Genomic DNA, 26,369 nt, shown 5'->3' on the forward strand with positions numbered 1-26,369 from the left:
TTGTTGGTTTTTATCTGATTTTTTGACTAGGAAGACAACCAGTTGTCTTTTAACCAATTGGTCGTAGGTTCGAATCCCACACGACCCACCATTTTGAAAATCCGGAAGGTCCACGAAAGTGCGAATTTCCGGATTTTTTTTGCGTTCAAAAAATGGCTAGCGAAAAACCCATCAAAATCTACAGCGAACCGGCTAGCCGCCGTCTGCCGCGAAACATAGCGCTGGGTCGGGATGATGTCTAAGTCTCTTACAGGCTAAGTAGGCCAATAGGTTGGCCAGAGAGGCGCAGCAAGTGTGCAGCTTCGACTCCCGATTCAGTGCCGGCGCACCTGTCACCAGATAACGGTTTGGCATCTTCGTAGCGATATCGAATCCGTGTCGTGTCCATACAGTGGTGGGCTCTTTCAGGCGGGGGCCTCTTCGACGATCATCACCTCGAAGTTATTGGCTCTCGGGGAAATCATCCAGCCGTTCGTAGTTGACGATCATCCAGTGGGCGTCAGGGTCGAACTTCTGTTGAGTAATCCGGACACTCGGATACACCATCTGAATCTCGCGCTCCCAGTTAATGATCAACGAGGTCAGCACGATCACCAGGATCATTTTGCTCTGGGCACGGATGCCAGTAGCGATGATAGCCTGACGGGTTTTGCCAAGGCGCATGTCGTCAGTCAATTGCGCGCTCATGCGCAGCAGCAGGTGACGGATTCGGCAGGCCGGTGGTCCATCAGGGAGTATTCGAGCAGCGCGTTGTCGATAAAGTTGGCAGAGAGCTCGGTGCTGCGTATCGATTGTACCGAGGCCCAATAGGCGTCGGATTCGCCTTCGCTTTCCTTACCGCTTCATGCGGGTTGCCGCCCAGCTGCATTCTGGTCACGTTCCTGAAGTGGCTCAATCCTCTCTATTTCACTGATTATTTCGCAAAACGCGTCACTCAATACAGGATCAAAATGACAGCCCGCATTTGCTTTTATGTAGGCTGTGGCGGCATCAATAGTCCAGGCAGGTTTGTACGGGCGGACCATGCGCAAGGCGTCATAGACGTCACATAGGGCGACAATCCTGGCGCTGAGAGGAATGTCTTCTCCTTTCAATCCATACGGGTAGCCACTCCCGTCCCATTTCTCGTGATGCCCCAGAGAAATTTCTGCGGCCATATCTGTTAACTTCGAACCACAGGGATCATGCAGGATGTCGTAACCAATGCGTGGGTGTGTCTGCATCTGCGCACGCTCCTCGCAAGTCAGCGGACCGGGTTTTTGCAGGATATTGTCCGGCACGCCGATCTTGCCTACGTCGTGCATGGGAGCTGCTTGCCTGATCAGATCGCACCAGCTTGATGGCATGCCTATTTTTCCAGCGAGCATTGCCGACGACTGACCAATACGATCGATGTGGTCGCCTGTGTCATTATCACGATAACTGGCGGCACGGCTCAGACTACGAAGCATGGCGCGGTAGCTCTCTTGGAGTTGTGCTGTGCGTTGCTCCACCTTTACCTCAAGATCACGCTTGGCAACCTGCAACAGACGGCTGCTTTGCGCCAGCATCAGGCAGCCCCGCACTCTCAACAAGACTTCCGGCATGTCGATGGGCTTACAGATGTAATCGTTAGCGCCTTTTTCAAGGCCAATGCGCCGACTCTGCGGGTCGTCAAGAGCGGTGATGATAATGATCGACGAGGCGTTACGGTCTCTGGCCTGCAAGGCATCGAGAATATCGAAGCCATTGGGAGCAGGCATGTCGATATCCAGCAATAGAAGGTCCCAGTCGTTGTCCCGACACCACTGTAGACCCTCGGCAGAGTCTGCGAAGGTTTGAATGTTTTGCAGACTGAACGCGCGTAGACAGGACTCCAGCAAGCGGATGTTGGTGGCTACATCGTCGATGATGACGATCACGGCATCGCTTCTTATGGTTGAAAACATGTTTTACTCCTGCTGAAAATACTGAGCGGCACAGGTTTTTATTTGATCTTGGCCTTTAAAGCTGACTTAAATCCTTGATGTCTGATTCAAATAATGCGGCAGCTCTATCCAGAAACGACTGCCTATCGCGACTGTGCTGATTACACCCATCCTGCCGCCCATGAGTGCTGCCAGTTCTTGACACAATGCCAGGCCGATCCCGGTCCCCTGGATTTTCGAGTTCTCCTTGCCCAGACGCTGAAAAGGCCGGAACAGTTGTTCTTGCAGATCTGCATCGATGCCTTGTCCGGTGTCCTCGACAAAAAGGCGGACCACCTGCTGCAATTCGTCAAGTTCAGCACCCATGACAATAGACCCGCCCGTATGGTTGTATTTGGCTGCGTTCGATAACAAGTTGATAAGCACCTGCTTGAGACGTCTGCTATCGGCTAAAACGTGGCAGGGCCTTGGTGGTGCCTGAAACTCCAGCGAGAGCCCTAAAGCAAAGGTTTGCGGTGTCATCATCGCCAGGCATTCCTGCAGCAACGCATCGACATCGACAGGTTTAAGCGTAAGACGTGGTGCTTCTGCCTGCAGGCTTGACCATTCCAGTAGATCGTCGACAAGCTGCTGCAGGTGCTTGCCAGCGTTCATGATCTCTTGGGTGTACGTATATGTTTGCGCAGTACTTGCTTCCGGGTGCATCTGGCTGAGTTGTGCGAATCCGAGAATCGCGTTCAGCGGGGTCTTGAGTTCATGGCTCATGCTGGAGATAAAGCGTGATTTTGTTTGGCTTGCCGCTTGGGCATCGATGGTTTTTTCGCGTAGATCTTGCTCGACCTGCTTGAGGTTATCGATGTCAACGCAAGTGCCGACCACGGGGGAAGGGCGAATGATAGGGCTGGTCAAGGTACTGGCGCGGCAAAGCAACCAGATCAATTCTCCCTGCCGATCAGGCAAGCGGAATTCGACTTCGGCAACGCGGGCCTCATTGGCTTGGGCTGCCTCTAGCAAGCGTCGGAAGCCCTGCCGATCTTCCTCCGGCATGAGCCCTAGAAGTTGCTTGGGCGAGACGTTTTTTTCCCCAAGCCCAAAGCGCGTGCACAGAGGGCCCTTGAACATAAAAGTTTCAGACTGGGGAGAGTATTCCCACATACCTTCGGTGACGCTTTCCAGCACCATTTGCAGCCGTTGCTGGGCCGACTCCTGACGAGCGTCAGCCAAGGCCAGTTGCCTGCCCATGTCCAGGGTTTGGCTGGATATGGCGTTCAGTTCTTTGATGCTTGAGCGAGTAGCCTGGGGCGCCCAATTCCCCTGACCGATTTCACGCATCATGTTGGCCAGGCCTACTATGGGGGCGGTGAGTTGTTGGCTTAGACTCCGTGAGCGCATCCAGAGGCAGGCGAAAAAAACGGTATAGAAGGCCATCAGGCCAGCGATCATCAGGTAGCCAATATCCTTGAAGTGTTTGGCCAGATGCTGGGTTTCCTGCATGACAATATGCTCGTCGACCACCGCCAGCAGGTGCCACCCAGCCGGATTGACCCTGCTCCAGGCGATCAGGTGCGTGCGTTTATTCAGTTCTACGGGAATCAACCCGTCTGGCCGACTTTTTAACGCCAGATCAAGAGGGCGAAGGTTGGGGTGGGATGTCAGGGAAAAGTCTGTGGGCTTGAAGTGTTCTTGTGTGATGTTTTTGTAACCGGCTCGCCGTTCCAGCATGGGTAAGCCGAAGTCGCTTTCGGCGATCGTCGGCAGAGCCATGATGGTGTGCTCCTTGCTCACCAACATCAGATAGCCAGCCCAGGGAACGTGGAGCCTGGCAATATTTTGCAGGATAGCGTCCACTGTGATGTCGATACCCACCACGCCTTCAAGAGTGTCGCCGCGGTAGACCGGTGCAACCACGGACATCATCCAGCCATTACCTGCCGGATCGAGATACACATCGGTCCAAACCGGTTGGCGAAGTGGGTTATGGTCTTTGTCTGCCAGGTAGTAAAAATTGAATAACGGGATGTTCATGTCATGGGGGTACTGGGTCAGCGTATCGATCCAGGGGTAAATGCGGTTGTAGCTGTCGGAACTGTTGAAGTAGACGCTGGTAATCAGCAGATTGCTTTCCTTGAGCGCCTTCATCATGGAGTCCACGTGGCTGAGACGAGTAACCTTGTCCAGGTCCTGGCGATCCAGAGGCGTGATATTGGAATAGAACGACGCCGCGTTTCCGTCATCTACCGCACTGTAGCGCACGCCGTCCGGGCTGGTGGCCAGACTGGCGGGCTCGTAAGGCAGTGTTTCGGCTAGCTCAGCCTCCACCGTCCTGGCAAGCAGGCGGGACAGGGTGCTGATCTGCTCCAATTGACTTTCGACAATATCGGCGTTCTGTCTTACCGAAGCGTCCAGGTCGCGAGTGGCATTTTGGTGCAGAAAGTCGCTTTGCGAGTCGAGAATGGATTGATTGACCAGGAAGTAGACTGTCAATAAAGCAAACTCGACCATGACCAGCGGAACCAGGCTGGTCCGCAGGAATGCCCGCCAGATCCATTGGCGAAACTCAAGGCTGGGCTTGACCTGGGTCATATCGCGCTCCCGACCGTTCCGGCATTCATTCGAGTGGGTGATGTCATTGTGATATCATTTTTGTGCCGAGTTGCCGAAAAGTCCAGCGTATTACAGCAAAGCAGATGAGCGCTTATCTGCGGAATCAATTACCGACGAGACTTAGAGGCAAAAAGCCTGCAGCACGTCGCCCATCCTGTTGGCTTTGGACTATGATCGTCTCAGTTCAGCCTATGGATGTCGGCATGCATGGAATCGATCACGACGCAGGAAGCGCTCGAGCATAGCGAGCCCCGTTATCGGGAAATTTTCGAGCACTCGCTGGATATGATGTGCCTGCTGGAGATCGGCATGGCGTCGACGTTGGCCTGCCTGGAGGCCAACCCTTCCCTTTATCGTCGACTTGCACGCGCCCAGAGCGACGTGGTTGGTAAAGCAATCGGGGAGGTCCTGACGCGTGAAGTGGCCGATATCGTGGAAGCCATCTGCCTGCACTGCATCGACGTAGCCGGGCCGATAGAGCTTGATACGCTATTACCCTGTGGCGCCCAGCCACTCTATGTGCATTTCAATCTCGTACCGTTGAAGGACGAAGCTGGCGTTATTCGGCGGATTGTCTGCATTGCCCGCGACTTCACCGATCTTCGCGAGGTGCAACGCAAAGAGCGTGAGCGTCAGCAGGAAATTGGAACCCTGGTAGAAAACTCTCCCGACGGTATTGCTCGCCTTAGCCCGGACCGCCGCCTGCTTTATGTCAATCCGATTCTGGAGCAGTGGCTGAACCAGGCCAAGGCAGACTTGTTGCAATGCACGCTGGATGAAGTCCTTCCGCCAGGTGCGCAATCCCGGATGTTGATTGAGGCCATAGCCGGGGCGGTGGAACAGGGGCGCGTCGTGGAGCATGAGTATGTGCGACAACGCTCCCGGCGCTGGCAACGGGTGTTCCAGATCACTCTGGTACCTGAGCGGGATATGCAGGGACGGCTGACCAGTTTGCTGGCAGTCATTCGAGATATTTCGATATTGCGCAACGCCCAACGCAACCTGGCTTCGTCCAATGCCCAATTACATGATTTGCTGAGTAGTCGAGAGAATGCACGTGAAGAGGAGCGCAAGCTGATCGCCAGAGAGATTCACGATGAACTGGGGCAGTACCTGAGCGCGATTCGCATGGGCATATCGCTGCTCAGATTCCAGTATGGTGCGCAACTACCTGCATTGGGAGAACAGGTGGGCAACCTTTTAAAGCTTGCAGACCGCACGGTACAGGTGGTGCGTAACGTCTCCAGTTCCTTGCGGCCTTCGGCTCTGAATATGGGCCTGGCGGCCTCGCTGGAGTGGCTGACCGATGAGTTCACTCGTCAATGGTCGATGCCGTGTATCCTCGATTTGCCGACGCAGCTCCCGGCGTTGAATGATAGCGACGCCACGGCCGTCTTCCGGGTGACCCAAGAGTCCCTGACCAATGTTGCCAGGCACGCCAATGCTTCGCGTGTGGACGTTACGCTGACGCATGAAGGCGAGCGCTGGTTGCTAAAAATTGTTGATGATGGCCGGGGTTTCGACACAGCTAAGCTGGGCAGCAGGACCCTTGGTTTATTCGGCATGCGTGAGCGTGCCCTGATGTTAGGGGGCAGCACCGAAATATCCAGCGTACCTGGCGGCGGTACTACCGTACGACTATGGATTCCTGATCGCAGGAGTACCTGATCATGATTCATCTTCTGGTAGCCGATGATCATCGGATCATGCGTGAGGGTCTTAAACAATTGTTTGCATTGGTCAAAGAATTGGAGGTGGTGGCGGAGGCAGAGAATTCTGCCCAGGTTCTTGATGGTCTGCGCTCGCATGATGTGGACGTGCTATTGCTGGACATGAACATGCCGGGTGAGAGTGGCGAAAGTCTTATTGCGCGAATCCGCACACATTATCCACTGTTGCCGATTCTGATCCTGAGCATGCACAACGAGGCCCACATTGCTCAGCGCGCCCTCCGCGCTGGAGCCTCAGGCTATCTGACCAAGGACCGTGACCCCGAGACGTTGCTTACGGCCATTCGCAAGGTCGCTGCTGGAGGCCGATATCTCGATCCTGTGTTGGCAGAGCAGATTGCTCTGCAAAGCACAACGCCTGGTCCGATAGAACTCAGCGAAAGTCTCTCGGACCGTGAATTCCAGATTCTGCGCCTGCTCGCCCAGGGTTTGAGTGTGAACGAAGTTGCGCAGCGTTTGATGATCAGCAACAAGACTGTCAGCACTCACAAAGCTCGGCTAATGGAAAAAATGAGCTTTCTCTCCAACGTAGATATCGTGCGTTATGCCATCAGCCAGGACTGGATCTAAAACATCCTGGCAAGCCTTGTAGGGAAATCCCTACGCCCTTCGCAAATCCCTAGCGCATTATCAGTATTGCCTGATGGCGTATTGCCATAAAAGGCATGAAGGTAGCCTCAAGTCCTGAAGAATGATTTCACCTTCGGTCTCTAACGAGGCGGCAGGACACTTCAGAAAGGTGGAGCGCGCCATGAAAGTTCTAATAGCCGATGACTCATCCATGTCCCGCAAGCTGGTCTTGCGTTCATTACCCGCAGTGCTGACTGACGATATCCGCCAGGCCTGCAACGGTGCCGAAGTGATGGAGGCATACCATGCGGGGCTGGTGGAGCTACTGTTTCTTGATTTGACCATGCCCGTTATGGATGGCTTCCAGACGCTCGAAGCCCTCAAGCGTGAAGACGCCAATGTAGTGGTTGTAGTGATCAGCGCAGATATTCAGCCTCTGGCGAGACAACGGGTAATGGAACTGGGCGCTGCTGCATTTGTGGCTAAGCCGGTTACTGCTGATGCCGTACTCAGTGCTTTGCACCGCATAGGAGTGCTGTGATGGAAACCTTGGCCGCACTGACTGAAGATCAACGCGACGCATTGCAGGAACTGATGAATATTGCCATGGGGCAGGCAGCAGAACGTCTGGCCCTATTGACCAATACCATAGTTACGCTCTCAGTTCCTTTCATTCACCCATTGGTGCGGGAACAGAACAACCTATCGATTCCTGATCATCTGCGCAGCAGTTCAATGATCGTGACTCGCCAGTCGTTCCTCGGCGAGTTACGTGGGGAAGTGTTCGTCTGTTTCGGCGCCATGGGGGCCAATGAGCTTGCTGAGCTACTGGGTTATGAAGGAGGAGGCCCGGAGCAACAGGAAGAGTTGATGCTCGACGTCACTAACATACTATCCGGTGCTTGCATCAGTGGCCTGGCCCGGCAGGTGGCCATCCAGGTGAGCTACGACGCACCGTCGATTCTGGTGCATAGCGAAGAACCGCAGAATGGTCTTGAGAAGTTGAACCTGAATGAACACTTGGCGATGGTGCTGGAAATTCGCTTCGAGGTTCAGGCTCATCTGTTCTCCTGTGATTTGCTGATTTGCATCACTGAACGGACTGCGGGGATCGTCGTTCGGGCGATCGATCGTTTGCTTGAAGGGCTTTGAAAGGAACATCTTCATGACAGACCTCAAGGCAATATCCCGAGAAACCTTTGAGTCGATGCTCAAGGCCATCAACATGGGCGTGTTGCTGGTTGACCAAGACTACAAAGTACTGTTCTCCAATCACTTCATGTCCATAAACAGTGGTCGCCCGGTTGAGGCCTTGATTGGGCACACGCTGTTCGAAGCATTTCCTGAGTTGCCGGAGCGCTGGGTCAGGCAAAAAATTAATAGCGTCTTCACTTTGCAGAATTTCGCGTTCACTTCATGGCAGCAACGGCCACACCTTTTCAATTTCAGTAGCACCCGGCCTATCAGCGGTACCGTCAGGCACATGTATCAGAACTGCACGTTCTTCCCGGTACAAGATGCCAATGGCGGCTCCTTGGGCGTTGGTCTGGCCATCAGCGATGCGACCGACACTGCTGCACGTCAATTGGAGTTGGCGCAACTCAACGAGTTGCTTGAAGCGGAAAAAAGCGCCCAGGCGCGTCTGATCGCACGCCTTGAGGAGGCTCAGGCGCAGTTACTGCAATCAGAGAAAATGGCTGCAATCGGTCAACTCGCAGCAGGAGTCGCTCACGAGATCAATAACCCGATCGGCTTTGTTTCTTGCAACGTCAACAGCCTGCGTCGTTATCTGGTGGATCTGTTCGCTCTGATCGATGCCCATGAGCATGCCTGTGACGAAGGTCATGTCCAGGCCCACCCTGAGCTTGCAGTACTCCGCGACAAGACCGACTACAGCTTTCTGCGTGAAGACATCAATGATCTATTGTCCGAATCGGCCGAAGGCCTTGATCGGGTGAATCGCATCGTCAAGGACTTGCGCGAGTTTTCCCACGTTGATAGCTGTGAATGGCAACTGGCCGATCTGCACAAGGGGCTGGACAGCACCCTTAACGTCATCTGGAACGAGATCAAGTTCAAGGCGCAAGTGATTAAGTACTACGGCGATATTGAACCGATCGAATGTATGGGCTCGCAGATCAATCAAGTGTTCCTTAACCTGATCATCAATGCCAGTCACGCTGTTGGTGCCAATGGGGAAATCACCCTTAGCAGCGGCCGCGAAGGCGACGGGGTATTCATCGAAGTTGCTGATAACGGGCATGGCATCCCTATTGATATCCAGAACCGGATATTCGAGCCGTTCTTCACCACCAAGCCAGTAGGCATGGGATCGGGTCTTGGCTTGTCGCTGTCCTACAACATCGTCGTCAAACACCATGGAAAGCTCACTGTCGAGAGCGAGCCGGGGCAGGGCAGTCGCTTTCGCGTGTGGTTGCCATTGCGCCAACCCCAGGTAGCAGATCCCTCCATCGCTGCTGTTGAAGGAAACTGATCATGAGCGCCGTATCCTTGAGCGAAAAACGCTACACACTCTTGCTGGTGGATGACGAAGAGAACATTCTCAACAGCCTGCGCCGTGTACTACGGGGCAAACCGTATGACTTGCTGTTAGCGACCAGTGGTGCCCAGGCACTGGACCTTTTCGAGTTGCATCACATTGACCTGATTGTCAGCGATGCACGCATGCCATTTATGGATGGACCGACCCTGCTTAGTCAGGTGTATGAGCGCGATCCTGAGTGCATGAGTATTCTGCTGACTGGTTATGCCGACATGGACATGATCACCAGGGCGATCAATGAAGGGCACATCTTTCGCTATATCAGTAAGCCATGGAGCGACGAGGAACTGCTGCTCACGCTGGACCGGGCTCTGGAAATGCAGAGCGTACGCCGTGATCGGGATAACCTGCTCCAACTCATCCGCGAGCAAAATGACACTCTGCATGATCTCAATAACGACCTTGAGCAACGGGTCAGGGCGCGTACGGCGGAGGTGCAGCAGACCGCAGACATGCTTGATCTCGCCTATGACGAGTTGCGGCACAGCTATGTGACCACTACTGAAGTATTTTCGCTAATGGTCAACCAGCGGCTGCCGCGCGATCGCCAGACCAACCAGCGCGTCATTGAAGTCGTGCGCGCTTACTGCGCCCATCTTGGGTTCAATGAGGCGGATAGCCGTAATCTTTGCATGGCCGCGGCCCTTTACAATGTCGGAAAGTTTGGCTGGAGCGACTCGATGTTGTTGGGCTCTGCCGATCTGCTGCTACGCACGCAAACCGATGCCTACAAAAGTTATCCCGGCAAGGGTGAAGCGCTGTTGATGGCACTTGAGCCATTGCAGGATGCCAACCTTCTGATCCGTCATCATCAGGAACATTGGGATGGCAGCGGTTTCCCTGACCACCTTGTGGGGCAGGCCATCCCGCTGGGTGCGCGAATCCTGAAGCTGGCGGTTGACTACGTGGAGCTGCAATGCGCATTGGTATTGGATCGCTACCTGACTCGTGACGAAGTGCTTGCATACCTGCGCCACAACAAATCCCACCTCTACGATCCTGAGCTGATCGAGTCGTTTATTGATATCTGCACCCATTACCTGCCGGAAAACTTTATCGACCCTTCGGTCAAGATGCTGGAAGTACGACGCTTACTGCCCGGGATGGTACTTGATCGAAACCTGAACGCGAGCAACGGCATGCTGTTGTTGAACGAGGGCAAAGTGCTTACCGCTTTGCTGATTGAAAAACTGAGATCTTTTGAAGCTGTCGATGGTGGGCATTTCACCGTGTTTATCCGGGCTGACGCTGAGGTTGAAACAATGAATTGAGGCATCCAATCACCCGTCCAGCTGGAGTGCGCCCCATGGTTCAAACGCTTCTAATAGTGAGTGAATCGGCTTCCCTCAGCCGAATGCTGTATATCACCCTCAAGGGGGACGGGTTTGACGCAGTGGACAGCTGTGAGGCGAGCGAGGCCCTTCTCTGGTTGGGCAAAGGTAAGGCACATCTCATCCTGGTTGATATGGATATGGCCGCAATGGACGGCGTGGCCTTTGTCGAGCAAGTCCGGCGTTTGCCGACCTATAGATTCACACCTGTCATCATGTTGACGACGGGAGTCGATGACGCGAGCCGGCGGCGCGGCCTGAACATGGGGGTCAAGCATTGGATAGCCAAGCCATTCCAGCCACCGATTCTGCTGGCGATGGTTTATCGCCTGATCCTTATATAGCGAGGACGTATTATGTTCGGCACCGATCGCCTGTTGGAGCGAATAGTCGTCAAGGAAGGAGACCTGATCATGATCACGGCTATTGCCCAACAAGAGTTTTTGCTGGATTTGATTCCTCTGGCCCGGGAAATATAAAACGATTTATATAATGTCGTGCAAATAGATGCAGCAGGTGTACAGCTGCTGATCGGTGCCAAGACCGAGGTAAATCGCTTGGGAGGCCATCTCCCGCTGATGCGTCAGCAGTTTACGGTTCTGCACGTTGTCATTCATTTTCGCGACTGACGAACTGCTGGCGGTTCTCCGGGGTAATCAGTTTGAATGGCACCCAGATCACCGGCGAATCCAGGACCTCACCGCGGGCCAGGCGCAGCGCGGCTTCGACCGCTCCGTTGGCTTGGCCAACGGCGTCCTGGAACACACTCACTGCCATCTTGCCGTCGGCCATCAGCTTCAGGCCATCGGGTGTGCCATCAATGCCGCCGACCCAATAGTCCTTGGCATTCTTGCCAGCTTTTTCCAGGCCCATGATCGCACCAATCGCCATCTCGTCGTTATTGGCCGCGACAATCGAAAAATCCACGCCCTGCTTCACCCATTCGATGAGGATGGTCGCCGCCTGGCTGCGTTCCCAGTTGCCGACCTTCTTTTGTACGACCTTCATGTTCGGGTACTTGGCGACGACTTTTTCCACGTCTTCGGTGCGCATCAAGGAGGACTTGTTGCTCGGGTCGCCAATCAGGATCACCACGTTACCCTTGTAGTTGGCGCGGCGGGCCAGCTCTTCCATTTGCAGGGTGCCTGATTCCAGCTCATTGGACCCGACAAAAGCAGTCTGCGCCGGCCATTTTTCGGGGTCGGGATTACGGTTGATGAACACCAGCGGGATTTTTGCGGCCGTTGCCAGGCGCATCATTTCCGCGGCGCTCTTGCCATTGACCATCGCGACCACGATGGCGTCGACCTTCGAATTGACCAGGTTGCGGAACTGGCGCATCTGCAAGTCGACGTTGTTCTCGCCGTTTTCCATGAAGAGGTCGGCTTGTAGTACGGCGGCGTGCTTCTGCACACCATTGCGCAGGATGCTCTGAAAGTTATCGTCGTATTTGGCCATGCCCACGCCCAGCAGCGGCGTGGCGGCCTGGGCCAGACTGGTGACACAAAGACCGGCACTCAGGGCAAGCGTTAACCATTGTTTCATGTCGGTTCTCCCGAGCGTCAAACGCTGAAATGATGGAGCAGCTCGCGCTGCACTTTGGCCATGTCGGACAGGTCCTGGCTGCTGCTGGCGCTGCGCTCGGCACCTTCTGCCGTTTGCTGGGCCGAGTCGTTGATTTGAGTCACCATGCGGCTGGTTTCCTGCACCGTGGCGCTTTGCTCTTCGGCGGCCGCCGCGATCTGCAGGTTCATGTCACGGATTGTTCCCACGGCGTCGCTCATCGCCACCAGCAGTTCATCGGCGCCAGTCGCCAGGGTCACGCAGTGGTTGGATTGCACCTGGCTTTCGTTCATGACCTGAACCACTGAATGAATCTTGCCCTGCATCTGGCCGATCATCTCCTGGATCTCGCTGGTCGACGCCTGAGTGCGGCTGGCCAGGGAGCGGACTTCGTCGGCTACCACCGCAAAACCCCTGCCCTGTTCACCGGCTCTGGCCGCCTCAATGGCAGCGTTGAGGGCAAGCAGGTTGGTTTGCTCGGCGATGGTGCGAATCGCATCGACAATCCCGTCGATTTTCTGACCGTACTTTTGCAGTTCGTCAGTGACTACCGTGGCCTTGTTCACCTGCTCTGCCTGGTGGCGGATGTGGGTGATGGTCTCGGCCACGCGCTGCTGCACCTTGTGGGTCAGGTCGTTGGTATCGTCCACTGCGCTGCGCGTGTCGTTGGCGCGCCGTGCAACTTCCTCCACGGTACTTTCCATCTCGGTCATGGCCGAGGCCGCAGAGTGCAGGCGGTCTTTCTGTTCATCCACTACACGGGTAGTCTGCTCGCTCGCCAACGCGTTATCGCTTGCCGACTGCGCCAGGTTGTCGGCAGAGCCGATCAGTTGGCTAAAGGTGGCCTGCAGGGCCTGAGTCAACTCGTTCAGGTAGCCGCCCAATTCACCGAACTCATCGCGGCGGCGGACGTCAAAGCGCACCCGCATGTCGCCGCCGGTCAACTGCTTCAGGACTTCGCGAAACGCTTCCAAGGGGCGCCGCAGGCTGAAGGCGACCCACGTGCCGACCACCACCGCCGCGATTACGGCCAGCACACAGGCAATCAGCAGCAGGCTGAGGCTGGTGCCGATGGTGGCGTCGGCATCGGTCTTGGCGGCGCTGGCCACCTCAAGCGACTGACTGCCAAACTGACCGATCTTCTCCAGAGTCGCCTGCAAGCGGGTTTCTGCGGCCTGGCGTTGCTGGCCAACCTGATCGGCGAACGTTGCTTCCTGCTGGTAGGCTCGGTACAAACCGTCATTGCCGGTCAGGTCATTGAGCAAACGGTTGACCATGACCCCGACGATGCGGCCCGCCCTTGCATCCACGGCAATAAGCGCCTGAAAACGGGAACTGATCACTTCGTCCTGCAGGTTGAGGAGGCGCTGCAAAGTCACAATATCCGGCGTCGTGCCGTTCGCAGCCAGGCTGTCGTAGGATTTATTAACTTCCAGCAGCAGTTTCTCTGCGGCGGCGACGTGCTCATCGGCCCCGGCACTACGCTCGCGGACGATGTAGTCACGCAGGTAGCTGGTCAACTGCACCGCCTGACTGCTGCTGTAACTTTGCAGAATGCGGGTCTGGGCCACCTGCTCCACATGCTGGCGGTGGGTTGTCATCAGCGTCTGCGCCTGCTCGGCGTACGCCCCGCTGAGCACGCGCTGTTGGGCCAGGTTGTCGCGCATTGACGGCCGATCGCCCAGGTAGGTGGGAATGCTCTCGAGCAATTGATTGAAGCGCGCCAGGCTGTCGTTGAACGGCTGCTTGCCGTCGTCGATCTGCTTGGGGTCATTGCTGATCAGCACCGCCTGCAATGCCTGGTTGGCTCGCAGGATATGCACGTAAAGCTCGCTGGCAGCACGACTCAACGGCGCCGACTGGCTGGTGATGATCGTCAAGCGGTCGCTGATTGAATGGGTGCTCTGGTAGCTGATGCCTGCCATGGCGAGCAATAAAACCACCAACACGGCAAACCCACCAATCACCCGTTGCAGAATGGTCATGGTTGTCCTCTTTTATTATTATGTTCGCAGTCAAGAACAGCTATGTGGCAGGCACACAGCGCCGGGATGCTTTGGTCCGCTTGAGTAGATATCGGCGTTCAAATAGAAAGCTATAGGTCTGGCCTGACGATTTCATCTAGGCCGATGCACCCTCGTCAGGCAAGTGGGCGACGGACTCGGGGAGCCCGTAGAGTTTGGAAAAAATCGTACGTTAAGGTTTTTTCGATCAGCCGTAGGGGCCGGATCCTGTTGCTCTGCGGTACGCCGAGATGAAGGAAGCTTAGTTGTCTCTGTAGGTCATTGTTTTAATAGATCAGTTTGTGAATGCCCAAGTCTCGCGGTTGATTGCCGCAATGGTGACGGCTATAGCCTCGGAAGGGCCTCTAGCGACCAAACGTCAGCGCTCCATGAACATCGGCAGCTTCAAAATGGCTGGGCTGGCGTTGTGGCATTGCTCAATATCTATGAATTACCGATACCCAGGTTTTCATACGCAAACGCGTAAGCCGTTAACCAATTGGTCGTAGGTTCGAATCCCACACGCCCACCATTTCGAAAATCCGGAAGGTCCACGAAAGTGCGAATTTTCCGGATTTTTTTTGCACTCAAAAAAGCTGTGAAAGCTTATGCTGCGGTGTCGCCGCTCACCGAGGTTCAGTCATGCCCGTCCCTCTGCTGATTGTCATTGCACTCGATCCCGAGCATCTGGCCCGTCTCGAGACTGGAGGCTTCGAGCTTCATGTCGCGGTCAACAACCCCAAGCTGATCGAAGCGGTGGGGCCCGTTATCCGTGCCGTACTGACCAACGGTTCAACGGGGCTGAGAGCGGAGCAGATCGCCGCACTGCCAAAACTGGAAGTCATCTGCGCACTGGGCGCGGGCTACGAAAATATCAATTTGGCTGCCGCTGCGGCTCGCGGCGTCATTGTCACCAATGGGCCGGGGGTCAATAATGCCTCGGTTGCTGATCACGCAATGATGCTGCTCATGGCGATTGCCCGTGGTGTGGTCCAGGCGGATGCGGCGGTGAGGCGCGGCGAGTGGGCGCAATCTCGCCAGATGCGTCCGTCGATCTCCGGCAAGAAGCTGGGCATTCTGGGGCTTGGCAGCATCGGCGAGCAGATTGCGCGACGAGCTGGTCTGGGTTTCGGCATGACGATTGGTTATCACAGCCGCAGGCCTCGCGATGGATCGCCGCAACTCTATTTCCCTTCGCCTGTCGCCCTCGCCGAATGGTCGGATTTCCTGATCGTGGCCACCCCGGGTGGTGTTGCAACTGCCGGTCTGGTCGATGCTGCTGTACTTGATGCGTTAGGCACTCAGGGCTTTCTCGTCAACATTGCCCGAGGCAGTGTGGTAGACACTAATGCCCTGATTGATGCGCTGGAGCGGGGGCGTATTGCTGGCGCTGCACTTGATGTTATCGAGGGTGAGCCCAATGTACCGAGCGCAATATTGAAACAGCCCAATGTTATCTTTACCCCGCACATCGGCGGGCGTTCGCCCGAAGCGGTACTGGCGACTGTTCAACTTGCACTGGATAACCTGCAAGCGCACTTCAATGGTCGACCTGTATTAACGCCAGTCTCGGAATAATGCTCTACTTAATGGCCGGTCGAAGAGCCTTCATAATTATTAACGCTTGGCCTTGAACTGTTGCACCCGTCCATACAGCCCGTGGCCAGTTGCAGGATTTCAGTCGCGCTCTTATGGTTATTCCCGCCGGTGGCTACATTGCGTTTCGCCGCAGCTCGAATACTGCCAATGAAGACAATGACGAGTCGTGGGTATCATGGTGTGGAGCGATATTCCTGATAATTTATATATTTCAGGTTTGTAAAGCCATTTGAATATGGCTTTACAACGTGTTTGTCATCGAACGGTATTCAGGCTGGGTAGGGCGTCAGACTGGCACATCGCCCTGAATGGTCGTGCGATGCATGCGCCGGCGCAGGTGACTGGGGCAGCCCGTCGCCAGATGGATCAGGGCGCGGTTGTCCCAGAACAGCAGGTCATTGGCCTGCCACTGATGACGGTAGATAAATTCCGGTTTGATGCTATGGGCATACAGCTCGGCGAGCAGTGCTCGGCTTTCATCATCGGGCAGGTCGAGGATATGGGTGGTGAAGTTCTCGTTAACGAACAGCCCTTTGCGCCCGGTTTCCGGATGGGTGCGCACCACCGGGTGGACGACGGGCCTGACCTCGGCCAGTTGCGCCGGGGTCAGGGTAGGGCGGCGTACGCCCTTGAACACTTCATCGGCATAACGTGCGGTGTAGGAATGTGCCGCGCGTTTGCCTTCTAGACGGCGGCGCAATTCGTCAGGCAAGGTCTCGTAGGCTCGTTGCTGGCTGGCGAACAGGGTATCGCCGCCTTCTTCCGGCAACTCCTGGGCCAGCAGCATGGCCCCTTTGCTGGGGAACTCCACGTAGGAAAGATCCGAATGCCAGAATTTTCCTGCATCGCCCAGGCCGATCGGCTGACCGTTCTCGACGATATTGGAAATGATGAAGACTTCCGGGTGATCGGCCAGCAGATACTGCTTGAGCACATGCACCTGCAACGGGCCGAAGCGGCGGCTGAAGTCGATGTGCTGCTCAGGGGTTATCCGCTGGTCGCGCATGACCAGCAGGCCATGCTCGAGCCAGGCGCTGTGGATGCGCGCAAAGTCGTTATCGTTGAGCGGCTGGCTCAGGTCCAGCCCATGGACTTCAGCGCCGAGGGCGGCATCCAGGGGGTGAATGGTGAAGGCCTGAGACGGGATGGGGCGAGTGGCAGGATTCAGGGATGCAGCTGGCATTACGGTCACTCCTCGGACAATCACGCAGGCGTGCCCGCCCACGGGTTTTTCGCAAGGCAATGAAGGAAGAATGAGGGCTCTACGGCGCTCTGCAATGAGAGGGCATGAGCAAGAGCCGTACCAGCGAGGCCTGGTGCCGGAATACCCGGTGTCGAGATGGCACCTGGCCGTGGTCCGCTGTTGAAAACGCGGCAGTTCTGCTGAATGACTGTTGCTGTAGCAACAGATGCACCTGTAGATCGTTATCGATACGGTACGAGCGTTGAGCTGGCCTGAGATGAAGTTTCAAAGCTGCCGCTCGGTGCAGTCCTCAAGAGAATCATCGACCAGGTTTTTGATCTCCCGATCAGGTGCAGGCCGGCATAGGCCAGATCGCTATCCTTGCCGCTACGGCGGTCGCCGAAATGCTCCGAATACGCAACCGGGCTCCCACACTCTGTAACCCGGTTGCTACAGGAAGTGCTTACAGCACCGAAAAGTTATAGCTGACGATCACCCGCGTCTCATCCACATCCCGGGCAAACTTCTCGTAGTTGCTGCGAAAGGTCGCATTGCGCAGGCGCAGGCTCAGGTCCTTGAAGGTGCCGCTCTGCACCACATACTTGAGTTCGCTGTCGCGTTCCCATTCCTTGCCCTCGTCATTGCTGCCAACGACCTTGATATTGTCGCCATTCACATAACGGGTCAGGAAGCTCAGGCCGGGCACGCCGAGGGTCTTGAAGTCGTAGTCATAACGCAGTTGCCAGGAGCGTTCCTGGGCGGCGGCGAAGTCGTTGATCTGGATGTAGTTGACCAGGTACGGGTTGCTGCCATCCAGGTAGGGCATGGAACTGTCGCCGAGCATGCGCTGCCAGCCGAAGGCGACTTTGTGGCCGCCCAGGGCATAGCCGAACATCGTGCTGATGGCGCGGTTATCGATCTCGTTGGCCCGGGCCGAGCCCTCGTCATCACTCTTGAATACCCGCAGGTCCGCCGAGGCTAGGCCGGGGCCAATGTTTTCATTGCCGAGCAGGCCGACAAAGTGCTGCCGGTAGACATTTTCAAGTTCTGCGTAGTGATATTGCACGGTCCACTTTGGCGACAGTTTGTAATCCACACCATACATGTCGAAGTGATTGCCGGTGGTGTCGCAGGCAAAGCGTTTGTTCTTGCAGTTCAGGCGAATATCCTGCGAGTCAGTTGAATCGCGCGCGGTGTAGTGATCAAGGCGGGCGGCGAGAAACTTGAAGTCGTGCAGGTCTTCCGAGGTCAGCCAGCCACCGTTGAACATGTTCGGCAACAAGCGACCGTCGTTATATTTGAGCAGCGGCACGTCGGGCATCATGGCACCGTATTTCAATACGGTTTTCGAGTAGCGAACTTTGCCCGCAGCGCCGAACTTGGCGTACTGATCCCTGGAGCCGCGTGGATTATTGCCACTGGAGGGAAACAGCCCTGAGCCGCTGCGATCCGGGCTTGAATCCAGCTGGAAGCCGAGCATACCCAAGGCATCGACACCAAAGCCCACCGGGCCCTGGGTGTAGCCGGACTGGAAGTTGAGAATAAAGCCTTGCCCCGACTCCTCGCGCTTGGACGCCCCCTGCGGGTTTGAACTGCTGCCATCGCGGAAGTCCCGATTGAAATACATCGTGCGCGATTCGACAGTGGCTTTGCTGTCTTCGATAAAACCTGCCGCCTGGGCAGAAGAAAAAATCATCGCGCACAGCGATACCGTGCCGAGGCCCAAGCGGGTCCGGAAGGGGCTAACCAACATGAAAGTGCTCCAACTGTTTTCTGACGGCCAATAGCAATCGCCGACGCCTTGAGCAAACAAGGCATCGGGATTTATTGGAATTATTAGTTGCCAGAATTATTAAACAGGGTGGGCCTCATGCCCATTCGACCTACGTATAGTGAATAACTAATCATCGTCCATTTATATCCGCCAACCGGGCAGTGGACGAAAATACGCCTGCAGAAAACCCATGAAATTACGCGTGCGTGCGGGCAGTCCTTCACGCTGATGCGTCAGCGCTACCACATCGGCATCGGGCAGTTTCCAGGCTGGCAACAAGCGCACCAACGAGCCCTCGGCGAAGGCTTGGGCCACATCCCATTCCGAACGCAGGATGATGCCCTGGCCTTCGCAACCCCACTGACGAATCACGTTGCCGTCGTTGCAGCTCAGCACCGGGCGGATGCGCACGCTCTGGGTCTTGCGGGCGCGGGTGAAGTGCCAGAGCGTCACGTCTTCGTTGTTTTCCCGCAGGGCGATGCAGGGCAGGTCGGCGAGTTGTTCGGGGTTCTCGGGCAGGCCGTGGCGCTCGATGAAGGCCGGTGAAGCGCAGATAAAACGGCGGTTGGGCGCGATGGCATGGCAGATCAGGTTGGAGGCGCGCAGCTCGCCTATATGGATCACCACATCGAAGCGATCACTGACTTCCAGCAATGGCTGATCGGATAAGGTCAGGGCGATTTCGACTTCCGGGTGCAGGCGCTGAAAGGCTGACACTGCCGGTGCCACGTACTGTCTGCCGAAGCCAAAGGGCGCATTGATTTTCAGTTTGCCGACAAAGCCGCCGCGGCGTTCCTGCAAGTCATCGAGCAGGGCGTCGAACTGCTGGATCAGCTCGGCGCCGCGCAGGCACAGCATCTCGCCTTCGTCGGTGAAGCGCAGTTGCCGGGAGGAGCGGTCGAGCAGGCGAATGTCGAGCCTCTTCTCCATTTGTTGCAGGCGCTGGGTTACCGCCGAGGGTGTCAGGCCCAGTTTGCGGGAGGCTTGCAGCAGGCTGCTGCTCTCGCGGATGACCAGCAGAAAGCGAATGTCGACGGCATCAGTCATTAAGTTTTACTGAATCCATGAGTCAGGGAGATTAAAGTTTTCAGCGGTTTTAGCGGCTTAGAATAGCGCCATTACCGGAGAACACACATGCACGACTTACTCGAAACCCCAGCACTGCTGCTGGACCTTGATCGCCTGGACAGCAACATCCGGCGCATGCGCAACAAGCTGGCGCCGTTCAATGTGACGTTGCGGCCACATGTCAAAACCAATAAATCCCTGGAAGTGACCCAGCGCTTGTTCGCTGGCGGGCGCGGGCCGATCACGGTCTCGACATTGCGCGAGGCGGACTTCTTCTTCGCCGCCGGTTTTACCGACATCCTCTACGGCGTCGGCATCGCCCCCAACAAGTTTGCCCATGCAGCGCGCCTGATCGAGCAGGGTGCTGCGCTCAAGCTGGTGTTGGATAACCTGGACAGCGCACGGCTACTGGCCGACTTTGCCCGCGCCAATGGGACGGCCTTCGAGGTGCTGCTGGAGGTGGATTGCGACGGGCATCGCTCGGGTATACCGCCGCACTCGCCGCTGTTGGTGGAGGTTGCGCAATTGTTGCTGGGCAGTGGCGTCATGGTCAGCGGCGTAATGACCCACGCGGGAAACTCCTACGACAGCCGCAGCATCGGCGAAATCGAGGCCTACGCCCGTCAGGAGCGCGCCGCCGTGGTTGACGCTGCGCGCTTGCTGGAAGAAGCGGGATTCGCCCTGTCGATCATCAGTGTCGGCTCAACCCCTACGGCGCTGTTTACTCAGGACCTGTCCGGCATCACTGAAGTCAGGGCAGGGGTATTCGCCTTCTTCGATCTGGTCATGGCCGGGCTGGGCGTATGTCAGGTGCAGGACATTGCCGTATCGGTACTGACCACGGTAATCGGCCATCAACCGGAAAAGGGCTGGACCATTGTCGATGCCGGCTGGATGGCTTTGTCTCGTGATCGCGGTACGGCCAAACAGACGGTGGATCAGGGCTACGGCATCGTCTGCGATCTGGCCGGGCAGCCCATTGACGACCTGATCGTCACGGCGGCCAATCAGGAGCACGGGATCATTGCGTCGCGCTCCGGCAACCTCGACCTGGCCAGTGCATTACCCGTGGGTACGCAGTTGCGCATTCTGCCCAACCATGCCTGCGCCACTTCGGCCCAGCATGGTGGCTATCACGTCCTGAGCGAGGGGCGCAGTGTCGGATATTGGTCGCGCATTGCCGGTTGGTAATGTCCCTGGACCGTCGTTGGAGCGAGGCTTGCCCGCGAACGGACCACTTTTTGTACCAGTGAGCATTTCAAAAACCAACGGGAAGGCATAAGTGAAAATAATCACCTCAGAAAAACTCCCTGCCCCAGGCGGCCATTACTCCCATGGCGTGGTCTCGGGGAATTTGCTCTTTGTTTCCGGCCAACTGCCGTTCATTCCGGCAACGGCCGGCTTTGCCGACGGCATCGAAGCGCAGTTCACCCAGGCCATGGCCAATGTCGAGGCGGTGCTGAATGCCGCCGATACCTCGCTGGCGAGTCTGGTCAGCGTGCAGATATTCATCACCGACGTGCAGTACTGGCCGACGGTCAATGCACTTTATGCCGCCGTGATGGGTGAACACCGGCCGGCGCGGGCAATCATTCCCTGCGGCGAACTGCATCACGGTGCCCTGGTGGAAATCACCGCCGTGGCTGAAATTCGTTAACCCTGAACAGGATCTGAAGACATGACGTTGAATAACGCCGCGAACAACCCTGTGCAACTGGTGCTGTTTGATCTGCTTACCGCTTTGCTGGACTCCTGGACCTTGTGGAATAGCGTCGCCGGGTCCGAGGAAATGGGTCGTACCTGGCGCATGGCTTATCTCAAGGCGACCTACGGCTGCGGTAGCTATCGGCCGTATGAAACCCTGGTTGAGGAAGCCGCTGTTGAGGTAGGGCTGGGTCGTCAGGCTGCGGCGGAGCTGGAAGCCCGTTGGGGCGAATTGCAGGCCTGGCCCGAGGCCAAGGCGGTGCTGGCGACGCTGAAGCCTCACTATAAGCTGGGTATTGTCACCAATTGTTCGGAGAAGCTGGGGCGGCAGGCGGCCGATCTGTTGGGTGTGCCTTTCGATGTGGTGATCACTTCCGAGCAGGCTGGTTTCTATAAACCGGATCCGGCGCCTTACCGTCTGGCTCTGAAGACGCTGGATATCGCTGCAGCCAATGCGGTGTTTGTTGCCGGTTCCGCCTATGACCTGTTCGGCACCGAGAAAGTGGGCCTGCCGACTATCTGGCATAACCGCGTCGGTCTTGCTGCGCCACAAGGTGCCCCGGCGCCCCTGATCATGCGCCCGACCCTGGAGACTCTGGCGGCGGACCTGGCGGGTCTCGGGTCGGCGTCCTGAGGTCGCTTACTGAGCGGCGATGCGCCCCTGGCGCTTGTCGATGGCGGTGACCAGGCGTTTGGCCAGTGACTCGTAGTCGCGGTCGAAGTGGTGGCTGCCAGGCAGCGAGATGATTTCGCCGACGGCGGTGTTCTCGGTGCAGCCGCTCTTGTGCTTCTCTTTCACGCCATACACGCACAGCACTTTGGAGGCGGGCAACTGAGCCATCTCAGGACCGGTGATGGCCTCTTTGCCTTCCGCGCCGAGCCAGCCGCTGACGTTGATCTCGAAGTTACCGCTGCGGGCGAAGGCCAGCAGGATGATGCCGTCGATACGGTTCTGGTCGTCCGGGTCCAGGCGGTTGTACACCGCTGGGATGACATCGGCACCGAAAGAATAACCGGCGAGAATGAAATGCTTGGTGCCCCACTTCTGTTGGTAGTTACGCATCAGTTCCGCCAGGTCGTCGGCGGTTTCTTCGGGGGCCTTGTGCTCCCAGTAGTAATGCAACACATCGATGCCGACCACGGGGTAACCCATGGCGGCCATGTGTCCGGCCATTTCCTTGTCCAGGTCACGCCAGCCACCGTCGCCGGAGAGGAACAGGGTCACGGTGTCGGAGCGTTGCGCGGCGGGCAGCTCGACGATGGAATGGCCCAAGCCATTGCTGACGGCTTTCTCGCCGATCAATTTCAGACGTAGCTCGCGGCAGAGCATTTTGGTCAGGTCGGTGCTGCTGTGGCTCAGACGCGTGTTGGCATTGGGCTGGTCATGGACGAACGCAGCCAGTTGTTCATCCGGGCTGTCGCGCCAGGACACCATCCAGTGGCCGTGGGCGGCCCGCTTGGGCAGGGGGATGTCGCAATTGTGCTGCAGGTTAAAGCCCACGGAAATGGCTTCAGCCTTGTCGTTGCTCTGTGCCGCCAGCCAATGCCAGGCCAGAGTCCCGCCGACGCCGATGCCTGCGACGACGTTCGGTGCTTCGGGAAGTTTTTCCAGTGCCTGATTGAACGCTAGCTGTTGCACCGAGCAGGCGGCTTGCGGCAACACGACCTGAACAATCTGCGCGGCTGTATCGCGGCTTAATTTCTGCAGTTGGGCGTCGGACAACAAGGCATCGGCGGTAACGGCCAGGGCGATACGCACCTGCGCCGGGTTTTTCGGCAGCACCTGGGTCAGGGCCGAGCCACCGGCCAGGGTCGAATGGTCGACGGTTTCCAGCACGACGACGGGGGGCTTGCGACTGGCTTTCTGAACGGCGCGATACCAGGTCACGGCCGCTGCCGCCAGGCACAGGGCGAGCAGGGTTACCAGGAGAATGCGCCAGCGTCGGGTCATGTCTTTCATCAATCCAATCAGGGCCTGTGTGCTCAGGACCGCGGGTGTAGTCGTCCACGCCGCGCGGAGGGAATCCGGCAGTGGGGCCTGTATCGGCTGAGCTTGCTGCCGGGGGTATCGACGTGGGTCGAGAAGACCTTCGAATGTGTAATGAGGGGGGCTATGGCGGCGATCCTATGCCGTTTGTAACGCGAATGTCAGTAAATATTTACAGTTCGGCGACAAAAGGATGTCGTTTTGCCATACCTCAGCAGAGTTCACTCATTTGAGTGGTTAATGGCGTCATCTTTACGGCGTTATTTTGGTGGTCCCTCGTTTTGGTCTATCTCCAAAGAGCTACCTCTTTAAGGAGAGTTTCCCACGCAAGGCTTTGCCCTACCGTAAGCATGGATCGTTTTCAGGAGGAATCGCCCATGTGGTTCAACGATGCAGCCAAAGCGCTGGCGGGTGATCTTTCGTCGATAGTGGGCCAATTGCTGGCCGAACAGGCGCCGGTCATTCCTCCAACCTCGCGCCTCATCCGTCATCCGCAACTGCTTGCAGCCCTGAATCAGCTCAACGAGCAATGGCAGGCACGGCTGAGCCTGCAACGCGAGTATGCGTCGAGGCCTGAGCCACCCTGTAGCCAGGAATACTATCAGGCGCTGGTTGATCGATTGGCTGACGCCGAGAGTCGCTGTCAGTCTCTGGAAAGTACTGTGCAACAGTTGCGCGATGAGTCGGCGGCTCATGCCCTTGAACACGCTCGCTGGCAACAGGACGAGCAGGCCTGGGAGCTGACCCGGCAGACCTTGACCGAAGGTTGCTGGGACCTGAGTGTGGTCGATGGCAACGCGGACCATAGGGACAATGTGATTCGCTGGTCCGATCAATTTCGTCATCTTATCGGCTACAGCCGCGAGGAGTTCCCTGATGGCTGGGACAGTTTCTTCGCGGTCATCCACGCCGACGACTTGAACACCGTGATGCAGGTTTTCGGTGATTACATCGCCAGAGGCGACGATCAGAGCGCCTATGTCGTTGAATATCGCATGCGCCACAAAAGCCGTGGCGAGACCTGGTATCGCGAGCGGGGGCGTTGCCTGCGTGATGCTCAGGGTGTGCTGCTGCGGGTCATTGGCGCTGTGCGCGATATCAGCGATGAAAAGGCTGCCGATGCATTGCGTGTGCGCGAACAGGACGGCATCAAGACGACTTACGGCAAGATCGCCAATGTTGCTGGCGCGATTCGCAGTGTGGCCGAACAGACCAACCTGCTGGCGCTCAATGCCGCCATTGAAGCAGCACGGGCTGGCGAGCAGGGAAGAGGCTTCGCCGTTGTGGCGGATGAGGTGAGGAATCTGGCCAAACGCACACAAGAATCAGTACAACAAATTCAGGCCATGCTCCGCCAGGGAGAATGACCTGCGGTCCGAGGTGTGGGCGTTTTTTGCCATCTGTTCAGGTGTAAACTGGCGCCTTTCGCGTCCGTGCGCATTCAGGCCCAGTGAACAATGACAAAGATTTCCGAACGCCTTCTGGTCCAGGCCCATCTCGATGCCAAGCAGCCCAAAGAGCTGACGGCCGAGGAAGAGGCAGGTTATCGCGCAGCCATTGCTGCCGAGCTCAAGGCACAAAATGCTGTGTTGGTTGCCCACTATTATTGCGATCCGGTGATCCAGGCCCTGGCCGAGGAAACCGGTGGCTGTGTCTCCGACTCCCTGGAAATGGCGCGCTTCGGCCGGGATCATGCGGCCAGCACCGTGTTGGTGGCCGGGGTGAAGTTCATGGGCGAGACGGCGAAGATTCTCACCCCGGAAAAACGCATCCTGATGCCGACCCTGGAAGCAACCTGCTCCCTGGATCTGGGCTGCCCGGTGGATGAGTTCGCGGCGTTCTGTGATCAGCATCCCGAGCGCACCGTAGTGGTGTATGCCAATACGTCGGCGGCGGTCAAAGCCCGGGCCGACTGGGTGGTGACTTCCAGTTGCGCGCTGGAAATCGTCGAGAGCCTGATGGACAACGGCGAGAAGATCATCTGGGCGCCGGACAAGCATCTGGGCCGTTATATCCAACGGGAAACCGGCGCCGACATGCTGCTGTGGGACGGTGCCTGCATCGTTCATGAAGAGTTCAAGTCGCGCCAGTTGGAAGACATGAAGGCGCTGTATCCGGACGCTGCGATCCTGGTACACCCGGAGTCGCCGGAAAACGTTATCGAATTGGCCGATGCAGTGGGTTCCACCAGTCAACTGATCGCTGCCGCGCAACGCCTGCCGAACAAGACCTTCATCGTCGCCACCGACCGCGGCATCTTCTACAAGATGCAGCAGCTATGCCCGGACAAGGTCTTTATCGAAGCACCGACCGCCGGTAACGGCGCGGCCTGCCGCAGTTGCGCGCACTGTCCATGGATGGCGATGAATACCCTGGAGCGCACCTTGCAGTGCCTGCGCGAGGGGACCAACGAAATATTCGTCGACCCGGCGTTGATTCCCAATGCCGTGAGACCGTTGCAGCGCATGCTCGATTTCACCCAGGCGGCGCGGCTGAAATTGGCGGGGAATGCCTGAGGTTGATAGCGTCGTCGCTGGAGCAAATGCTGTGGCGGCGAACTTTGTGGAAGCGAGTTCTGTAAGAGCGGATTCTGTGGGAGCGAATTCATTCGCGAAGAGGCCGATGCATTCAACGCATCTTCTGAGACTGAATGACCGCTTTCGCGAATGAATTCGCTCCCACAATAGCGTGTGCATATCATCGAATTTGTGGGAGCGGATTCATCCGCGAAGGGGCCAGTACATCCAACACATTGGCGGCGTCCGGAATAAAGCTTTCGCGAA

At 56.9% G+C, this 26,369-nt stretch carries 21 protein-coding genes and 4 pseudogenes; 15 read left to right on the plus strand and 10 right to left on the minus strand.

Translation table 11 applies throughout. The features are described from left to right. Positions 1 to 250: 250 nt before the first annotated feature. The 3 genes and pseudogenes from ACCD02_RS12490 to ACCD02_RS12500 all read right to left on the minus strand — a co-directional run. Positions 251 to 895, minus strand: a pseudogene (locus tag ACCD02_RS12490) (SNF2-related protein); the annotation flags it as partial. Further along, entirely contained in the window at positions 843 to 1,928 is a 1,086-nt protein-coding gene (locus ACCD02_RS12495) for an HD domain-containing phosphohydrolase (protein WP_413301781.1), read from the minus strand. The pseudogene ACCD02_RS12490 and the gene ACCD02_RS12495, both read right to left, overlap by 53 nt. A gap of 66 nt (positions 1,929 to 1,994) precedes the next feature. Beyond that, entirely contained in the window at positions 1,995 to 4,490 is a 2,496-nt protein-coding gene (locus ACCD02_RS12500; RefSeq protein ID WP_413301783.1) for an ATP-binding protein, read from the minus strand. A 228-nt stretch (positions 4,491 to 4,718) separates the two neighbouring features. On the opposite strand from ACCD02_RS12500, the gene ACCD02_RS12505 reads away from it, so the two are divergent. The 8 genes from ACCD02_RS12505 (at position 4,719) to ACCD02_RS12540 (ending at position 11,184) form a co-directional block, all read left to right on the plus strand. Then, positions 4,719 to 6,179, plus strand: coding sequence for a PAS domain-containing protein (locus ACCD02_RS12505; RefSeq protein WP_413301785.1), 1,461 nt, complete (start codon positions 4,719 to 4,721; stop codon positions 6,177 to 6,179). A 2-nt stretch (positions 6,180 to 6,181) separates the two neighbouring features. Continuing rightward, a complete protein-coding gene (locus ACCD02_RS12510) occupies positions 6,182 to 6,811 on the plus strand; it encodes a response regulator (RefSeq protein ID WP_413301788.1) in 630 nt (209 codons plus the stop codon). Between the two features lie 181 nt (positions 6,812 to 6,992). Next, the gene (locus ACCD02_RS12515; protein ID WP_413301791.1) at positions 6,993 to 7,352 is read left to right on the plus strand and encodes a response regulator; all 360 of its coding nucleotides are present in this window, start codon (positions 6,993 to 6,995) and stop codon (positions 7,350 to 7,352) included. Continuing rightward, positions 7,352 to 7,963, plus strand: coding sequence for a chemotaxis protein CheC (locus ACCD02_RS12520; RefSeq protein WP_413301794.1), 612 nt, complete (start codon positions 7,352 to 7,354; stop codon positions 7,961 to 7,963). The genes ACCD02_RS12515 and ACCD02_RS12520 overlap by 1 nt, the downstream gene beginning before the upstream one ends. Beyond that, complete coding sequence (locus ACCD02_RS12525; RefSeq protein WP_413301797.1) at positions 7,950 to 9,305, plus strand: ATP-binding protein; 1,356 nt, start codon at positions 7,950 to 7,952, stop codon at positions 9,303 to 9,305. Before ACCD02_RS12520 ends, ACCD02_RS12525 begins: the two co-directional genes overlap by 14 nt. Before the next feature lie 2 nt (positions 9,306 to 9,307). Beyond that, complete coding sequence (locus tag ACCD02_RS12530) at positions 9,308 to 10,645, plus strand: HD domain-containing phosphohydrolase (protein WP_413301799.1); 1,338 nt, start codon at positions 9,308 to 9,310, stop codon at positions 10,643 to 10,645. Positions 10,646 to 10,680: 35 nt separating this feature from the next. Then, positions 10,681 to 11,049 (plus strand): response regulator, encoded by a 369-nt coding sequence (locus tag ACCD02_RS12535; protein WP_413301802.1) that lies wholly within the window; start codon positions 10,681 to 10,683, stop codon positions 11,047 to 11,049. Positions 11,050 to 11,061: 12 nt separating this feature from the next. Further along, positions 11,062 to 11,184, plus strand: a complete 123-nt coding sequence (locus ACCD02_RS12540; protein WP_413301804.1) for a hypothetical protein — start codon at positions 11,062 to 11,064, stop codon at positions 11,182 to 11,184. A 130-nt stretch (positions 11,185 to 11,314) separates the two neighbouring features. On the opposite strand, the gene ACCD02_RS12545 is transcribed toward ACCD02_RS12540, so the two are convergent. The 3 genes and pseudogenes from ACCD02_RS12545 to ACCD02_RS12555 form a co-directional block, all read right to left on the minus strand. Continuing rightward, the gene (locus tag ACCD02_RS12545) at positions 11,315 to 12,250 is read right to left on the minus strand and encodes a substrate-binding domain-containing protein (protein ID WP_413301807.1); all 936 of its coding nucleotides are present in this window, start codon (positions 12,248 to 12,250) and stop codon (positions 11,315 to 11,317) included. A 17-nt stretch (positions 12,251 to 12,267) separates the two neighbouring features. After that, complete coding sequence (locus tag ACCD02_RS12550) at positions 12,268 to 12,981, minus strand: methyl-accepting chemotaxis protein (RefSeq protein WP_413301881.1); 714 nt, start codon at positions 12,979 to 12,981, stop codon at positions 12,268 to 12,270. Between the two features lie 141 nt (positions 12,982 to 13,122). Further along, positions 13,123 to 14,253: pseudogene (locus ACCD02_RS12555) on the minus strand (HAMP domain-containing protein); the annotation flags it as partial. A gap of 660 nt (positions 14,254 to 14,913) precedes the next feature. Between ACCD02_RS12555 and ACCD02_RS12560 the strand changes: the two are divergent. Further along, on the plus strand, positions 14,914 to 15,849 hold the full coding sequence (locus ACCD02_RS12560; RefSeq protein ID WP_413301810.1) for a 2-hydroxyacid dehydrogenase: 936 nt from the start codon (positions 14,914 to 14,916) through the stop codon (positions 15,847 to 15,849). Between the two features lie 307 nt (positions 15,850 to 16,156). Here ACCD02_RS12560 and ACCD02_RS12565 read toward each other — a convergent pair whose 3' ends face one another. The 3 genes from ACCD02_RS12565 to ACCD02_RS12575 all read right to left on the minus strand — a co-directional run bounded on the left by ACCD02_RS12565 (position 16,157) and on the right by ACCD02_RS12575 (position 19,874). Then, positions 16,157 to 17,053, minus strand: a complete 897-nt coding sequence (locus ACCD02_RS12565) for a TauD/TfdA dioxygenase family protein (RefSeq protein ID WP_413301813.1) — start codon at positions 17,051 to 17,053, stop codon at positions 16,157 to 16,159. A 463-nt stretch (positions 17,054 to 17,516) separates the two neighbouring features. Next, positions 17,517 to 18,806 carry an OprD family porin gene (locus ACCD02_RS12570; protein ID WP_413301816.1) on the minus strand — a complete coding sequence of 430 codons (1,290 nt, stop codon included), beginning with the start codon at positions 18,804 to 18,806 and terminating at the stop codon, positions 17,517 to 17,519. Positions 18,807 to 18,968: 162 nt separating this feature from the next. Then, positions 18,969 to 19,874 (minus strand): LysR family transcriptional regulator, encoded by a 906-nt coding sequence (locus tag ACCD02_RS12575; RefSeq protein WP_413301819.1) that lies wholly within the window; start codon positions 19,872 to 19,874, stop codon positions 18,969 to 18,971. An 87-nt stretch (positions 19,875 to 19,961) separates the two neighbouring features. Here ACCD02_RS12575 and ACCD02_RS12580 point away from each other — a divergent pair, with 87 nt between their 5' ends. The 3 genes from ACCD02_RS12580 (at position 19,962) to ACCD02_RS12590 (ending at position 22,233) form a co-directional block, all read left to right on the plus strand. Next, a complete protein-coding gene (locus ACCD02_RS12580) occupies positions 19,962 to 21,086 on the plus strand; it encodes an alanine racemase (RefSeq protein ID WP_413301822.1) in 1,125 nt (374 codons plus the stop codon). A gap of 91 nt (positions 21,087 to 21,177) precedes the next feature. Beyond that, a complete protein-coding gene (locus tag ACCD02_RS12585; RefSeq protein WP_413301825.1) occupies positions 21,178 to 21,552 on the plus strand; it encodes a RidA family protein in 375 nt (124 codons plus the stop codon). Between the two features lie 21 nt (positions 21,553 to 21,573). Continuing rightward, positions 21,574 to 22,233 (plus strand): HAD-IA family hydrolase, encoded by a 660-nt coding sequence (locus ACCD02_RS12590; RefSeq protein WP_413301828.1) that lies wholly within the window; start codon positions 21,574 to 21,576, stop codon positions 22,231 to 22,233. Positions 22,234 to 22,239: 6 nt separating this feature from the next. Here the strand turns inward: ACCD02_RS12590 and ACCD02_RS12595 are convergent, their stop codons facing one another. After that, a complete protein-coding gene (locus tag ACCD02_RS12595; RefSeq protein ID WP_413301884.1) occupies positions 22,240 to 23,550 on the minus strand; it encodes a virulence factor family protein in 1,311 nt (436 codons plus the stop codon). A 413-nt stretch (positions 23,551 to 23,963) separates the two neighbouring features. Between ACCD02_RS12595 and ACCD02_RS12600 the strand changes: the two are divergent. The 3 genes and pseudogenes from ACCD02_RS12600 to nadA form a co-directional block, all read left to right on the plus strand. Next, positions 23,964 to 24,692: pseudogene (locus ACCD02_RS12600) on the plus strand (PAS domain-containing protein); the annotation flags it as partial. Between the two features lie 24 nt (positions 24,693 to 24,716). Next, a pseudogene (locus tag ACCD02_RS12605) lies at positions 24,717 to 24,944 on the plus strand (methyl-accepting chemotaxis protein); the annotation flags it as partial. A 99-nt stretch (positions 24,945 to 25,043) separates the two neighbouring features. Then, on the plus strand, positions 25,044 to 26,102 hold the full coding sequence (gene nadA, locus ACCD02_RS12610) for a quinolinate synthase NadA (protein WP_413301831.1): 1,059 nt from the start codon (positions 25,044 to 25,046) through the stop codon (positions 26,100 to 26,102). Positions 26,103 to 26,369: the final 267 nt, after the last annotated feature.

Source organism: Pseudomonas sp. Pseusp88, assembly GCF_047303955.1.
Classification (GTDB): domain Bacteria; phylum Pseudomonadota; class Gammaproteobacteria; order Pseudomonadales; family Pseudomonadaceae; genus Aquipseudomonas.

Bases quoted from the DNA above. Each gene is read 5' to 3' on its own strand.
- ACCD02_RS12530 (WP_413301799.1), top strand. From the start codon at position 9,308: ATGAGCGCCGTATCCTTGAGCGAAAAACGCTACACACTCTTGCTGGTG.
- ACCD02_RS12560 (WP_413301810.1), top strand. From the start codon at position 14,914: ATGCCCGTCCCTCTGCTGATTGTCATTGCACTCGATCCCGAGCATCTG.
- ACCD02_RS12570 (WP_413301816.1), bottom strand. From the start codon at position 18,806: ATGTTGGTTAGCCCCTTCCGGACCCGCTTGGGCCTCGGCACGGTATCG.
- ACCD02_RS12575 (WP_413301819.1), bottom strand. From the start codon at position 19,874: ATGACTGATGCCGTCGACATTCGCTTTCTGCTGGTCATCCGCGAGAGC.
- ACCD02_RS12535 (WP_413301802.1), top strand. From the start codon at position 10,681: ATGGTTCAAACGCTTCTAATAGTGAGTGAATCGGCTTCCCTCAGCCGA.
- nadA (WP_413301831.1), top strand. From the start codon at position 25,044: ATGACAAAGATTTCCGAACGCCTTCTGGTCCAGGCCCATCTCGATGCC.
- ACCD02_RS12550 (WP_413301881.1), bottom strand. From the start codon at position 12,981: ATGACCGAGATGGAAAGTACCGTGGAGGAAGTTGCACGGCGCGCCAAC.
- ACCD02_RS12515 (WP_413301791.1), top strand. From the start codon at position 6,993: ATGAAAGTTCTAATAGCCGATGACTCATCCATGTCCCGCAAGCTGGTC.
- ACCD02_RS12540 (WP_413301804.1), top strand. From the start codon at position 11,062: ATGTTCGGCACCGATCGCCTGTTGGAGCGAATAGTCGTCAAGGAAGGA.
- ACCD02_RS12495 (WP_413301781.1), bottom strand. From the start codon at position 1,928: ATGTTTTCAACCATAAGAAGCGATGCCGTGATCGTCATCATCGACGAT.
- ACCD02_RS12520 (WP_413301794.1), top strand. From the start codon at position 7,352: ATGGAAACCTTGGCCGCACTGACTGAAGATCAACGCGACGCATTGCAG.
- ACCD02_RS12580 (WP_413301822.1), top strand. From the start codon at position 19,962: ATGCACGACTTACTCGAAACCCCAGCACTGCTGCTGGACCTTGATCGC.
- ACCD02_RS12505 (WP_413301785.1), top strand. From the start codon at position 4,719: ATGGAATCGATCACGACGCAGGAAGCGCTCGAGCATAGCGAGCCCCGT.
- ACCD02_RS12590 (WP_413301828.1), top strand. From the start codon at position 21,574: ATGACGTTGAATAACGCCGCGAACAACCCTGTGCAACTGGTGCTGTTT.
- ACCD02_RS12595 (WP_413301884.1), bottom strand. From the start codon at position 23,550: ATGACCCGACGCTGGCGCATTCTCCTGGTAACCCTGCTCGCCCTGTGC.
- ACCD02_RS12545 (WP_413301807.1), bottom strand. From the start codon at position 12,250: ATGAAACAATGGTTAACGCTTGCCCTGAGTGCCGGTCTTTGTGTCACC.
- ACCD02_RS12510 (WP_413301788.1), top strand. From the start codon at position 6,182: ATGATTCATCTTCTGGTAGCCGATGATCATCGGATCATGCGTGAGGGT.
- ACCD02_RS12565 (WP_413301813.1), bottom strand. From the start codon at position 17,053: ATGCCAGCTGCATCCCTGAATCCTGCCACTCGCCCCATCCCGTCTCAG.
- ACCD02_RS12500 (WP_413301783.1), bottom strand. From the start codon at position 4,490: ATGACCCAGGTCAAGCCCAGCCTTGAGTTTCGCCAATGGATCTGGCGG.